The following is a 14,985-nucleotide window of genomic DNA, read 5'->3' as shown; positions in this document are numbered from 1 at the left end:
AGATTTGGTCGACCTTAGAGCGAATCTATTAGGCGACCTCTATTTGTAAATCAACCTGCTCAAAACCTTCAATTTTAGTTTCTCGACTGACGACAATGATATCGAGATCTTCACACTTTGCCACTTTATAACGAGCTATTTGTAACATTTTATCGGCTATTACAGCGGCGACAACTTCATTACTTTGGGCAATTACCTCTTTTTTAAAACAAGCATCTTCATAATAAACAGCACTTAATCCAGCTTGTGGATCAAGTCCACACACGCCGATAAATGTTTGATCAAAGACCATGTTACGGATCTGATTTACCGTATCTGCACCCAGGGTGCTGCCGGTTTGTGGATTTACTTTTCCACCAAGTAAAATAAGCTCTCCCTGAGTTCGACTACTAAGTAGTGAAGCGATTTGGGGGGAATTTGTCACAATAGTTAACTCAATATTTGTAGGAATATAACTTGCCATTGTCAAATAGGTTGAACCTGCGTCAATAAAAATACAAGAATTGGCTTTGATGAGTTGAGCGCATCGTTTAGCAACCGATGACTTTTCACTAACGCTTTGTGTCATTCTGGTTTCAAAGCTTGCAGATTGTTTTAATTGGCTGACCGCACCACCATAAACACGTTTGCAGATACCATTACGTGCAAGTTTTTGTAAATCGCGGCGAATTGTATGTTCTGATACACCAAGTAATTTAATTAAATCGGCATTGACTACTCGACCTTTGTCTTGTAACAGCTGCTGAATATAAGATTGTCGTTGCTCAGGAAAAGCATCATAATCAATCATCTATCACTCCATCAATTAATTTACCTTTATCCCACGCCATATTCTTGTACAGTATATTATCTTCACCAATTACATTTGGATTTTCGCGATTAATATTATTGCGGTTTAGTAAACAGGCATTATATTCGGCATCTAAACAATTTCGTTGGGTTTTGTTGTCAATATTAATGATTTGACAACGATTTTTTACAAAAATATATTGATAGTTTTTGTATTGATAAACACTTTCTATTTTAGTCTGGACCCTTTGTTGTTTATCATCCAGGTCATAACAATCTTTGCTACCTATGGCGGATTTGTCTTTGGGATTAAACTCTATATTACTCCCCCATAAATGTGTTGGTGTAAATGCTCCCTTATCATTAATATAATAATCCAAGTTATCACCTTGCCTTGAACGGTATTTTTTAATAGCTAAATCAAGTATTCCATCAAAATTGATATCTTGTAAGTCGATGCTCATAAAACCATTATCACTATAGTTTAAATTTTTGATTTTTTGTAATAACTGATGGTTATTTTTCGCATAAACATTAATGCCAACTAACTTAATTTTATCCATTTTTTGTTTAGAAAAGACGGCAGTAAAATAGTGATGATCAGTTGACGCTAATTGTAATAATTCAACATTAGTAAATTGCGTATTACTGTCTTTATCTATCACTAATTGTTGAGAAAGTTTTACCGGATAGTGTTGATTATTACTGCCATTAAACCAATAACCCTCTAATGTTTGATTTAACAATGTTGTTTCTTGATTTTGTGTTAGATGAATATCATTAAAGATAAAATAATGACTTTGTTTTTTGGCTTTTATTTGTTGATTGTCAGGATCGATATAGAGATCGTGTGCATCATAAAGTTCTAAATTGGTTTGATGAGTTAACTGTGAGCAGGAATTATTTAATTCACATCCATAGTTTAATTTATGTTGTATCTGTTTAGGATCATCATCATAAACCCAAAAAGCTTGACTTATCGGCTCTAGATATAAAGTCATTTGTTTATCTGCTATATTACCTTTATAAACATAGATAGTGCTAAATGCCGGTGAAGATACCATCAATAATAAAAGTAATATTATTTTTTTCATGCTTTTTATCTCTTAAATAATGTTGACTATGTAACATTCCTTATAATAGGGTTATTAAGGAAGACGTTTTCATCAACATATTACAATCTAATTTAATAATTGTAATGTAAATCTGCTTTTATGCAAAAGGGTATAAACTAAATGAATTTATCTATATTTCAACTTAAAATCATTTTTTTAAATTTTTTTATTATGTTATCTCTGAATCTATCAAAGATAGTATTAAAATTAAACGTCTAGTGTAAAGACAAATGTCACTTTATTTGAGTGATAACTTAACAATTCTTTACTGAAAAGCTCATTACAAACTCAATTAACTATTCTAATATATTACGCTAAAAGTACTTTAGTATAAATTGGTACTAAAGGTTTAGAGCAAAATTAATTGATGATTAAATTAAACTCAATCATATGAATTTTAAAGAAAAAATTTAGATATTCACTACAAGGATTGGTAAAAATATGTTAAAATGTGGTCTTAATCGGGCATCGGGCATCGGGCATCGGGCATCGGGCATCGGGCATCGGGCATCGGGCATCGGGCATCGGGCATCGGGCATCGGGCATTATTAGATAGTCTAGTTACAACAAGTCATCGCGTCAGTGGATTATCCTCGCACTTATCGACTTTTATCTCTTTTTTCACATTTTTAAAATTTTTATATTTCCTTAAACACTTTTCGAGCATTATTTCGTTAAATAATTCATATGTAAAAGATTATTTTAAATCAATTCAATCGGCATTAGCGCAATGTTCTTTATTGATATTTTTTATTTTATTGACGACTCATACCGCTCAAGCATTAAGTACAACGACAGCGAAAGCGATAGAAGGTAGTGCGCCGGAAGTGATAAATATCGATTTGGCAGCGAATAAGCAAGGATTTACGGTTAATGGTGTTTTTTACAGTGAAGCAAGCAACAATATCAAGGGTGATGTAATTAAGGAATTTAGTGGTGAGTTAAGCCCTGCTGATTTTATCGTTAAGAATTTTTACTATAATTCATTGGATAACACATTAAATTATGCGGATAAAGATGGTGATGGGATAGATGCATCAAAGCCATTTTTACTTTCATTTACCAGTAAACAGTGGTATGACGGTAATGGAAAATTAATTACAGATATTAGTAAAACGATGGGATGCGGAAGTGGTTATCCGATGCCATTAACGCTTGAAATAACAACACAAGTAAAGACCTATTCTAAATATGGTATCCCTCGGGAAAGTGATTATGTGCCAATAGTAAAACGTTATCAAATTTCGTCTAAACCTCTACTTTGTTATGCTAAACCTAATGCAACAATTGTTAACAAATCTAATCAATGGATTAGTTATAATGCCGATGGCAGTGGTGAAGCTTGGAATGATGTTAATCGTACCAGTCGTCATCCGATTCACGGTGGTGGTTTTACGGCAGATTATGTTCCAGATATGGGATTTAAGGTCAATCCTACTGTATCGAAAGCGACGTTTCCAACAACTGGTTTTCCTGGCGCTAAGTTTCAGTTAGTTATGTCAGGTGCACAAACTGATTATAGTTATAGTATCACAGCTAACCCTGGTGGGCAGGTTTCGGTTGATCCGCAAGGATTTGTTAAAATCAAAGATAAACCGACTGGTAATGTAACAGTAAGTATTGTCACCAAAAGAGATAACTCCAAAGTTTTTACTTATACCTTTAATCCAACAAGTATTTGGATAATTCCACAAGGTAGTAATTATATGGATTTTGAGAGTGCAAAAAATCGATGTGGTGGCATCCAAAATATACCGGCTATTTCAGTGTTTACTAATTCACCACAAAATAATATAGCGCCTAATGTTGATTGGGATACCAGTATGAACACCTTTACACGGGCGATAGGACAAGGCGTGTTCCCAGAATGGGGATTTACAAATTTTGCTGCTTATCCGGATTCGCAATGGGGTAACTTTGTACAAGCTTTGGATGGAAAAGCATTCTATTGGACATCTAGTGTTCATCTTACTGGTAGTTATATGTTTGTTGCTGATGCAAGAGCAGGTAATGTAAATACTTATTCTGTTACTTATCAACATTTAGTTGCCTGTAAAGGCTAAATAATTTTTACAATGGTATATTTGATCTCATTATGATGGTTAGTGCCATCTACTAATGGGCTATGCAACTTACAAGGGTAAGAAAAAACGCATTGTGACGATTATATTATTAGAGAGAAAACAAAATTTTGTCTTGTCGCTAAGCGACAAGCAAAATTTTTTAAAATGAATGCATAAAAAATAAACAGATAACGGTGCTTTATTGATAACTTAGCAACAGTTAAAAGATACTTCAGTTGAGCGTAAATAATAATTATAGATAACTGTGCTAAACAGATAAATTTTTTAACTTAATTCACTTAAATTTATATTGGAATTAATCGCTAACTTTTTATCATTTTCATAAAAAACGACATGAGTTAAGTGAATTACAGCCATCTATTTACCAATAAATCTTACATATTTAACTAGTTAAACGACTAGGTAAATTTACACTGTAGGTTATATAGTCATGTTGTTCATTAAGTTATGTATGATAAAAGTAGCGTATTGATAAATAATAAAATATTTATGCTGATTTTTTAATCTGTAAGTGGGATTTTTAGTTCAGCGTTTACCAAAATAAATCAAGGCAATGTCTAACAGCAAAGCGCTTAAAAAACACCATAATCTTTAAGCAATCACCACGATAAATGAATGATAATTTGCTAGATAACGGTTATTTTCAACCATTAAAAATGGATCAGTGTAGTCATCTGATTTACTTTTAGTCGATTATTATTTTAACTTTTAAAGGGCTGTACCTTTACGGGGTGTAAAAAATTGTGTCATATCTAAGCCTTCTATTTCAAGTAGTTTAATTTTTTTATCTATGCCACCAGCATAACCGGTTAAATTACCATTGGCACCAACAACTCGATGACAGGGGATAATAATGGATATAGGGTTATGGCCAACCGCACCGCCAACGGCTTGGCTTGACATGCTAGCCTTATTAGTTTGTAGTGCAATTTGTTTGGCTATATTGCCATAGGTGATTACTTGCCCGTAAGGGATCTGACACAAAATTTGCCAGACTAAGTGTTGAAAAGGGGTACCTTGTGGCGCGAGTTCAAGTTGCTTAATGTTAGGTTTTTTCCCTGCAAAATAATCATCAAGCCATTTTTTTGTCTGATTAAAGATGGGTAGGTTTGCATGATATTGTTTTTCTGCTTTGAGAATGGTACCGAAATATTTTTGTCCTTCAATCCAAACGCCAACTAATTTATTTTGTTGACTTGCTAGACTGATTGAGCCCATAGGTGATTGGTATTGAGATAGATAAAACATGCTGACCTTTTTAATGTTATCACTTGAAATAATTGATTAATTGTGCAGGTTTATTGTAACAGATTCTATCATTTTTTTAATTGCAAAAAGTATCTTGAGTTAAAGATGCCCCAATGTTGAGGGGGCATCTTTTAACTGTTAGATATTATTGTTTGCCTTTTTCGACATAACTCATATCACCTAAACTTTCAACAATAAATTTGCCATCATCGGTATAACGAATTTTAGTTACACTTGCATTACCTAAACCTGCGGTTATCGGTTTATCTAACAGCTCTTCAACCATTGCCATAATTGCCAAACCATGCGATACGACTAAAACGTTACCGCCACCTTGTGCTTTGGCTGATTCTGCAATCATTTTTAATGATTCTTGCATGCGAGTTTTTACTTTATTATAGTCTTCTGCTTCTCCTGATTTTTCAACAGCAGCAATCGCGTCGATCATTTTTTTAAGTGTTACTTTACCTTTTGCTAAATCGTCCATAAGATCTTTATCAGATGCGTAACCTAAATGTTTTGCTGCCGGATTCCACATATTAGGGTCAAGATCACCTTCATATTCGCCAAAGCAATTTTCCCGTAATCCTTCCATTTCGTTTATTTGCACTGGCACACCTTTTGTTTCGAGAATAATACGTGCAGTTTGCCTTGCTCGTCCTAAATCACTAGAATAGACCGAAATAAAATCAACATCTTTTAACCCTCGACCAAGTTGCTGAGCAACGTCAATACCAGGTTTGGTTAATGGGGTATCAGACCAACCCTGTACGCGATGTACGTTATTGAACATGGTTTTACCATGTCGGGTAACATAAAGATAGACATCTTGAGCAAAAGCATTTGTTATCGTAAAAAGAAATACCAATAACAAACTTGAAGATTTTATTAACGTTTTCATAAAAAGTACCTCATAGTGTTCTGATTTATAATAAGTTAAAACGGTATTCTGCAATAAATTCAGCACCTAAGAACGGTGCAGTTTGAGATTTACCATTTCGTAAAATGGGTGTGCGATTTTTATGTTTATAAGACCATCCAGGTCCAACCATTCCCCAAAGGGTTAGCCCTTTTAAACTATTATTGGTCGGGATCCAGCTGGTGAACAAGTTAAATTCGCTTGAGCGTACGGTTGTGTGCCTGAATTTAAACTCCCCATAATTTGCAGTTAAACCAAGCGTTAAATCGGGATATAGCTTATAATCAATGATTGTTGATAATGCTCGTTCGCCATGTCGTAAATAATCTTCGCCTGCTTGCGTCATAGACATAAATGTACCGCGTGAATGGCTAGACATATGGCGATGATAATAGCCTAACTGTCCTTGACCTTTTTTAGCATCAGTATAGGCAATGCCAATTTTAGCTCCCCACTTATCATCTTGCCATTTGACATCAGCGGCATAGTGATTGGCATGTTTATCAAAATAACGTTTGCTCAGTGCCATTTTTTTATAATTATTTAGCGATTTGGTAAAATATAGTTGGGTGCCAATTGTTAACTTATCGATTGGTTTAATGCTACCTAAAAAGATTTGACGGCGTAAATAGTCTTTACTTTCACCAATGGCATATTCAGCGCTGTAAAATTTATTTTTTAGTGAAATATCGCCTGTGGCAATATAATCAATAGTATGTTTGCCATCACGACTTTTAAACTGTTTTTTATCGGGAGAGTCACGAGAAATTGAATGCGTTATATAAGCCCCTTTTAATGTCACTTCATCGTAATTTAATGTTGCGCTATAGCCTTGATAAGTTGTTGGCGATAGGCGAGTAGTATTAGAAATAACCCCAAAGTTTTTCATTGTATGCCAGCCAATATTACCATTAAGATTAACATCAGCTACTTTCGTTTTTAATTTGACATAACGTTGGCCTATTTTAGTGTAGCCACCGGCATTGCTACTTTTGGCTTTATTGCCTTTATTGTAAAGTACGCCTCGACTTGCAAAGTGATCACTGGCAGCTAAACGAAATGCTCGATAAAAATCAGCATTTAAACTAATAAAATCAGCCAAATAACCGGATTGATAACTTACTGCAACGCCATGCCCCCATGCATTGTGAACTGTTTTTGGATTTTCGGCTTCTTCTTTTAAATACTTCCAATAGTTTTTGGTTGATAGCACGATTTTGGTATCTTTAAAAAAAGCATTATCAGCTATTGATTTAGGCTCATATTTTGATGTCGATTCATTAGCTACTACAAGACTACTCGTCAAGCTAAAAAGTATAACAGTGAGGGATTTTAATTTCATTCCTAAATTCCTAAAGTGTTTATATTCAAAGTTCAAAATAATTAATATTTATAAATTTTTATTTTTTACTAAACATTTAGGTTTTGCCTGCCTTGGCAGTAACAATCCAGTCTGCTCAATTTTTTGTCTGTCTAATTTTTTAAGGTAGATTTTCCGTTTTCAACATAATGCATGTTGCCTATTTCAACCACGTTGTATTGGCCGTTTTTGTAAACAATTTTAACGACTGTTGCATTCGATAATGGTTTATTTTTATTGCTGTTGTCAGTAAGATCAGAGATCATTACTTGCATCGACATTCCAGATGAAATCGCTAATACATTTTTTTGGTGATATTTAATTGCATTATTAACGATAGTATTTAGCGCTGCTTGTGTACGCTGTTTAACTTGTTGATAATCTTCGGCTTGATGTTTAGGATCAGCTTTGGCAATAGCATTCGTCAATGCAGCGACAGAAATCTTACCTTCTTTATAGCTTTTATAAAAACTTTCGACTGATTTATAACCCAAAGAATCCATACTGGCGTTAACCATTTTGGCATTCGGCCCACCTTCAAAACCACCATAAAATACTTCACGTAAACCTTTTAGTTCTTGTATTTTATAATCTTTTATCCCTTTTTGTGCTAGCAATACTTGCATCGTTTCGCGCTGGCGACCTGCATCACTGGTATAGTAAGCATCAAATTTAATATCTTTAAGGCCTTCACCTAAATAGCGAGCAACTTCAATACCTTGTTCAGTTAAAGGCGAGTCAGCCCATCCTTGAACCAAATCATAACTATTGAAAAGTGTTTTTCCATGACGAGCAAAATAGATGGTGATAGCGTCTTGTGATGTATTAGATGATAATTGAGCACAACTCGTGATTAATAGGCTCGATGCGATCAAATTTACGGTAACGAGTGCTTTTATGATTATTTTTTTCATATTCTAGTTCTAACTTTTTAGTAAAGTAGCTAACCGTTCTGCCTTGACACAATAATTAACTACTTTTTTACTCGCAATTAGTCAATGATAGACTAGTCACTTTATCGTTTATTTTAATGTTTCACCATTTGAGGCGATGACAGATTGATACCAATAAAAACTTTTCTTTTTGTAACGCGTTAAGCTACCGGAACCATCTTGATTAAGATCGACATAAATAAAACCATAACGTTTGGTTACTTCTGCTTTTGAGGCACTGATAAGATCAATGGGTCCCCAACTCGTGTATCCCATGACTTGCACACCATCATTGATTGCTTCTCGAATTTGCACAAGGTGATCATTCATATAATTAATTCGATAGTCGTCGTTGACAGTGCCGTTATCCTCAAGTTTATCTTTAGCACCTAAACCATTTTCGACAATAAATAGCGGTTTTTGATAACGTTCATAAAGCATATTAAGTAAATAACGAATACCAATAGGATCGATTTGCCATCCCCATTCAGAAGCTTTTAGATAAGGATTTGGCACCATATCTAAAATGTTACCTTTCGTTTTTTGTGATTCATCCGCTGTTGCGCAGCAACTCATATAATAACTAAATGAAACAAAATCGATCGTTTCTTTAAGATCTTCATGATCTTGCTCTGTTATTGTTAGTTTAATATTGTTCTCTTTAAAAAATCGGTGCATATAGGTTGGATAGTATCCACGCACTTGTACATCACCAAAAAATAACCAACCATGATTTTCTTGATGAGTAGCCCATACATCTTCTGGTTTTGGTGTAAGTGGGTAGGCAACAGCACCCAATAGCATATTACCGATTTTTGCATCAGGAATCATGTTGTGGCATAGTTTTACTGCTCGGCTACTTGCGACAAGTTGATGGTGAATCGCTTGGTAAATTTGTGCTTTACTGCTATTGCGAGCAAGCCCAACACCAGTAAACGGTTCGTGTAATGACATGTTGATTTCATTAAAGGTTAACCATAGTTTTACTTTATTTTTATAGCGTTCAAAAACCGTTTTAGCATAATGGGTAAAAAAGTCGATCACTTTACGGTTTGCCCAGCCGCCATATTGCGTAACTAAGTGGTAAGGCATTTCGTAATGAGATAAAGTAACTAATGGTTTGATATTGTGTTTTATCATTTCATCAAATAGCTTATCGTAAAAAGCAAGCCCAGCCTCATTAGGTTGAGTTTCATCGCCATTTGGAAAGATCCTAGTCCATGCAATAGATGTGCGTAAACAGGTAAAACCCATTTGTGCAAATAGTGCAACATCTTCCGGATAGCGGTGATAAAAATCGATTGCTCGATCTTTAATACTAGTAATGTTATGTTCATTACGATCAACAATATCACCAAATAGTCCATTAGGTGTACAGTCCGAAGTCGATAGCCCTTTGCCATCTTCACGAAATGCCCCTTCTACTTGATTGGCGGCAATCGCACCGCCCCATAAAAAATCATCAGGAAATTTTGTTGACATGTTTTACTCCTTATTTGTCGATAATGCCAATAATGCATCACCAATTTGAATATTATCTTGTTTAAAAATACATTGAATATCTTGATAATTATCTGTATTTGTAACGATAATTGGTGTAGTGACTTCAAATCCAGCTTGTTTAATAGCATCTATATCAAAGCTAACAAGTAGATCACCTTTCTTGACTTTACTGCCAGCTTGTACGTGAGCTTCAAAGTATTGACCCCCTAATTTAACAGTATCAATACCAATATGAATTAAAATTTCAGCACCTGAATCAGTTTGTAATCCAATCGCGTGTTTAGTTCTAAATAGTGAGACCACTTCACCATCATCGGGTGCAACAGCTTGACCAATTGTTGGTATTATCGCTACACCTTTTCCCATTAGTTCATTGGCAAAAGTAGGGTCATTAACTTTATTTAAAGCAATTAACTCACCTGTCATTGGGCTAAATAAGGTAACGCTGCTGTCATTAACTTTATCATGTTGTTTTTCAGTTTGTTGTTCGTTTTGTCCGATTAGATCGCGTTTATCTTTCGCAATTCCAAAAAGATAAGTAGCAATCAAGGCAAGCATAAATGAGATTAAACAACCCACAACGACCGCATAAAATCTTTCATCGATACCTTCAGCTGGAATTAATTGTAAAAATGAAAAGATACTAATAAAACTAAATGAGTAAATTACCGTATGGAAGTAACCCACAATACCGCCACCAACTGTAGCGGCTAGACAGCCAATCACAAAGGGTCTTTTTAACGGTAAATTAACACCATAAATAGCCGGTTCTGTTACCCCAAAAATGCCCGATAAAACGGATGAACTGGCCAATGCTTTAAATTGTGGATCTTTTGCTCTTAGCATCACCGCTAAAACAGCCCCCACTTGTGCAAAAACCGCTGGGAATAAAATTGGTAGCATAAAATCTTCGCCACTGATAGATAAGTTATTCATGGCAAACGGGACTAATCCCCAATGAATACCAAAAATAACCATCACTTGCCAAACTGCAGCTAAAATCATTGAGGCAATAATTGAGTTGAGTTGATATACATAAATAATACCAGCAGCTACAATATCGCTTAAAAATGAGACCACAGGACCAATAACTGCAAAAGTTAATGGCACAGTAATTAGTAACCCAAGCAGGGGCGAAATAAACTTTTTAAACGAGTCATGTAATATTTTATTAAAGCCTCTTTCTAATAAGCAATAAAACCAACTTGCTAAGATGATTGGAAAGACAGAAGATGCATAGGGAATAAGGTTTATCGGAATAGAGAAGAATTCCGTTTTAAGGGCTAAAGCACTCCCCATCATATTGACTATATTGGGGTGGACTAAAGCGCCGCCAATTGCCATACCAACGTAAGGATTACCACCAAATTTTTTCACGGCAGAAAAACCTAAAATTAGTGGTAAGTAGTAAAAAGGCGCATCGGCAATCGCAAATAAAAAGTTATAAGTTGGTGTCGCAGGCTGAACAAGATTCAATACTTGCAATAATGATATGAGGCCTTTTAAAATACCGCCCGCAACGATGATAGCTAATGCAGGGATAAATATACCAGAAACTAAATCAATTAATTTAGATAAAATGCCCGATTTTTTACCTGATGAACTGTTTGGTTGAGAAATTTCATTTAATTTGGTTAATTCCATAATATCGTTAAACACATCAGCAACATTGTTACCAATAACGACCTGAAATTGCCCACCGCTTTGTACAACAGTAATTACACCTTTTTGTTTTTTTAAAATATCGGCATCAGCTTTATTGTCATCTTTCAATACAAAGCGTAATCGAGTTGCACAATGAACTAAACTGGTAATGTTCTCTTTTCCACCAACGTGTTGAATAATTGATTCGGCAAGCCCTCTGTTTTTCATACCTTATCCTTATTAAAAGCAAAAAAAAACCTAACCACCTTTGTTCAAGGTGATTAGGTTTTGCTTGCATAATTTATTGTTCTATTATGCAATAACAATCCAAAAATTATGAAGTTAGGCTAACATAAATTGTGAAAAGTAAATATCACTTTTTGAAAGTCATTACAAAAATGTGATCTATTTCACATTATTGCGTTTTAAGCTCATTACGTAAACGTTCAATGTGGATGGTTAAATATAAACTTTCGTCATCGGTAAGAGGGTGCTGATATTGTTGAATTAGATGTAAGTCTATTTGTTTGGTACAAAGGTAAGCGTGCTCATATTTTTGCCGAATTATCTGATACAATGAAGCATCTTGTTGTACTTGTTTGCTTTGGTTTAAAATTCGGTGAGCAAAAAATTTCAAATGTGTTACAAACCGCTGATAAGATAAACAATCTTCATCATATTCGAAGTTGAAATGATATTTTACAATATTAAGGATTTCCCGCATAATCTTTGTCATTTTGACGATATTTGGCATGGTATCATTTAGCTGTGCATTAATAATATGAAAAGTGATAAAGCCGGCTTCGTCTTCGGGTAATTCGATATTCAAACGATCTTTTATTACCGATAAAGCGTATAACCCCATTTGGAACTCTTTGGGGTAGAGTTTTTTTATTTCCCACAAGAAACTATTTGGAATGTCAAATCCTTGCTTATGACGCTCTATGGCAAAATGAATATGATCAGTGAGTGAAATATAAATACTATCTTGTAGTTTTCCTTCTATAAATTGCTTGGCATGTTGAATAATAATTTCTGAAGTGGTGAGTACTTCAATTGGAATTTCAGAAAGTAACTCAGCAAATTTGGGCAAAGTTTCTTTATTGGTTAATGAAAACTGCTTTTCAATTAGGGTTGGATCAATTAAATCACCTTCACGTTTTTTAAAGCCAACGCCTCTACCCGTTACAATTAATTCATTGCCTTTAGCATCAAGCGTAATAACTACATTATTATTAAGTATTTTATGAACTTTCATAGCTTAGGATTTAATTTATCGGTTAAAATATTATGAATAGCTAATCGAAAATGGAAAGTTAAAATATCAAAAAGTGTGATATTTATCATAATTCCAACAAAATTTTATTGCTTTTTGAGGAAAAAATAACAAAAAACCCGATACATTGGTCAATATCGGGTTTGCACTTTAACATTAGATTAAAAAAATTATTGAGCTAGTAACTTATTCATTGTCTGAATAAATTTACTCGGATCACTAAGCGAACCTTTTTCGGCAAGCAGCGACTGATCTAATAATAATTCAATCCAATCCTTGAATGCAGCTTCATCTTGGGTATCGGCAATGCGTTTAACCAAGCTGTGATCAGGATTAATCTCGAAAGTATATTTTATATCTGGCGCTTTTTGTCCTGCTGCGGCAAAGAGTTTAGCCATTTGTGTTGTCATTTCATCAGCAGACGTAGTCACAATTGCTGGCGTATCCGTTAAGCGATGGGTTAATTTGACTTCTTTAACTTTATCACCTAATACTTTTTTGACTCTCTCAATAAATGGTTCAAGTTCTTTTTCAACTTGTTTTTGTGCTTCACTATCTTGATCGGCTAATTTTTCGATTGATTCGTCTGATTTGCTGATTGATTGGAATTGTTTACCATCAAATTCAGTTAAATTGCTCATCATCCATTCATCAATACGATCAGAAAGTAATAAAACTTCAATACCTTTTTTACGGAATAACTCAAGATGAGGACTATTTTTTGCTGCGCCATAACTATCAGCAGTAATATAGTAAATTTTTTCCTGACCATCTTGCATGCGGCTAATGTAGTCTTCTAATGAGACAGTTTGTGCATCACTATCACTATGGGTTGTAGCAAAACGCAATAATTTAGCTATCGCTTCACGGTTAGCAAAGTCTTCACCTGTACCTTCTTTTAATACTAAACCAAACTCACTCCAGAATTGTTGATACTGTTGTTTGTCGTCTTTGTCTAATTTTTCAAGCATCTGTAATACACGTTTAGTACACGCATTACGTAAACTTTGGGTAATTTTATTGTCTTGCAGAATTTCACGCGATACATTTAGTGGTAGATCATTTGAATCAATTAATCCCTTCACAAAACGTAAATAGTTAGGCATAAATTGTTCCGCATCATCCATAATAAATACGCGTTGAACATAGAGTTTTAAGCCGTGTTTGTTATCACGATTCCACATATCCCAAGGTGCTTTAGATGGGATATAAAGTAAACTAGTATACTCTTGTTTACCTTCAACGCGATTATGACTCCAGCTTAAAGGATCGGCAAAATCGTGAGAAATATGTTTATAAAACTCTTTATATTCTTCATCAGTAATTTCAGATTTGCTTCTTGTCCAAAGCGCTTGAGCTTTATTAACTTTTTCCCATTTAACTTCTTTACTTTCTTCGTCTGTGGTTTGTACTTCAACCGGAAGAGAAATATGATCAGAATATTTGCTGATAATTGATCGTAAACGCCAGTCATCTAAAAACTCTTTTTCATCGTCTTTTAAATGTAATGTGATTTCAGTTCCTCGGGTTTCTTTATGATCATCAGAAATAGTGTATTCACCTTCTCCGGCTGATTCCCACATGACGGCTTCATCTGCATTTGCAGTAGCGGCGCGCGTTCTAACGGTCACTTTATCAGCAACGATAAATGCGGAGTAAAAACCGACACCAAATTGGCCAATTAACTGACTATCTTTAGCTTGATCGCTACCAATTGATTCTAAAAATGCTTTGGTGCCTGACTTAGCAATAGTGCCAAGATTTTCAATGACTTCGTCACGAGTCATACCAATACCGTTATCCGAGATTGTTAGCGTACCGGCATCTTTATCGGTTGAAATACGTACGCCTAGTTCACCATCACCGGCGTATAGATTTGGGTTTTCTAATGCTTTAAAACGGAGTTTATCGGCAGCATCAGATGCATTAGAGATCAGTTCACGTAAAAATATCTCTTTATTAGAATATAAAGAGTGGATCATTAAATGAAGAATCTGTTTAACTTCGGATTGAAATCCTCGTGTTTCGGTTCCTTGCTTACTCATTGACTAGTACCTCTTACTCTATTAAGTAAATTCAATTAACGATTGCGACCATAATGATTGTTAACTCATT

General features: G+C 34.7%; 11 protein-coding genes. 1 reads left to right on the top strand and 10 read right to left on the bottom strand.

The annotated features are described in order from the left end of the window. Positions 1-28: 28 nt before the first annotated feature. Positions 29-790, bottom strand: coding sequence for a DeoR/GlpR family DNA-binding transcription regulator (locus tag J3U63_RS00505; RefSeq protein WP_267333065.1), 762 nt, complete (start codon positions 788-790; stop codon positions 29-31). Then, complete coding sequence (locus tag J3U63_RS00500; RefSeq protein WP_267370173.1) at positions 783-1,883, bottom strand: hypothetical protein; 1,101 nt, start codon at positions 1,881-1,883, stop codon at positions 783-785. Before J3U63_RS00500 ends, J3U63_RS00505 begins: the two co-directional genes overlap by 8 nt. Positions 1,884-2,644: 761 nt before the next feature. Here J3U63_RS00500 and J3U63_RS00495 point away from each other — a divergent pair. Further along, the gene (locus J3U63_RS00495; RefSeq protein WP_267370172.1) at positions 2,645-3,967 is read left to right on the top strand and encodes a hypothetical protein; all 1,323 of its coding nucleotides are present in this window, start codon (positions 2,645-2,647) and stop codon (positions 3,965-3,967) included. 729 nt (positions 3,968-4,696) lie between these two features. Here J3U63_RS00495 and J3U63_RS00490 read toward each other — a convergent pair. The 8 genes from J3U63_RS00490 to htpG all read right to left on the bottom strand — a co-directional run bounded on the left by J3U63_RS00490 (position 4,697) and on the right by htpG (position 14,915). Beyond that, complete coding sequence (locus J3U63_RS00490) at positions 4,697-5,236, bottom strand: methylated-DNA--[protein]-cysteine S-methyltransferase (protein ID WP_267343863.1); 540 nt, start codon at positions 5,234-5,236, stop codon at positions 4,697-4,699. 145 nt (positions 5,237-5,381) lie between these two features. Next, positions 5,382-6,137, bottom strand: coding sequence for a histidine phosphatase family protein (locus J3U63_RS00485; protein ID WP_267333061.1), 756 nt, complete (start codon positions 6,135-6,137; stop codon positions 5,382-5,384). A 25-nt stretch (positions 6,138-6,162) separates the two neighbouring features. Beyond that, positions 6,163-7,497, bottom strand: coding sequence for an OprD family outer membrane porin (locus tag J3U63_RS00480; protein WP_267343864.1), 1,335 nt, complete (start codon positions 7,495-7,497; stop codon positions 6,163-6,165). Between the two features lie 131 nt (positions 7,498-7,628). Beyond that, positions 7,629-8,429, bottom strand: coding sequence for a histidine phosphatase family protein (locus J3U63_RS00475; RefSeq protein WP_267370171.1), 801 nt, complete (start codon positions 8,427-8,429; stop codon positions 7,629-7,631). Positions 8,430-8,537: 108 nt separating this feature from the next. Further along, entirely contained in the window at positions 8,538-9,929 is a 1,392-nt protein-coding gene (locus J3U63_RS00470) for a glycoside hydrolase family 1 protein (protein ID WP_267343866.1), read from the bottom strand. Between the two features lie 3 nt (positions 9,930-9,932). After that, positions 9,933-11,822, bottom strand: a complete 1,890-nt coding sequence (locus tag J3U63_RS00465) for a beta-glucoside-specific PTS transporter subunit IIABC (protein WP_267370169.1) — start codon at positions 11,820-11,822, stop codon at positions 9,933-9,935. A gap of 187 nt (positions 11,823-12,009) precedes the next feature. Then, complete coding sequence (gene licT, locus J3U63_RS00460; RefSeq protein WP_267333056.1) at positions 12,010-12,852, bottom strand: BglG family transcription antiterminator LicT; 843 nt, start codon at positions 12,850-12,852, stop codon at positions 12,010-12,012. Between the two features lie 188 nt (positions 12,853-13,040). Further along, on the bottom strand, positions 13,041-14,915 hold the full coding sequence (gene htpG, locus J3U63_RS00455) for a molecular chaperone HtpG (protein WP_267370168.1): 1,875 nt from the start codon (positions 14,913-14,915) through the stop codon (positions 13,041-13,043). Positions 14,916-14,985 lie beyond the last annotated feature (70 nt).

This window comes from Gilliamella sp. B2838 (assembly GCF_026536185.1).
Lineage (GTDB): Bacteria > Pseudomonadota > Gammaproteobacteria > Enterobacterales > Orbaceae > Gilliamella.
The sequence above is the reverse complement of the archived record's forward strand: the minus strand, read 5'-3'. Positions and strand labels throughout refer to the sequence as shown.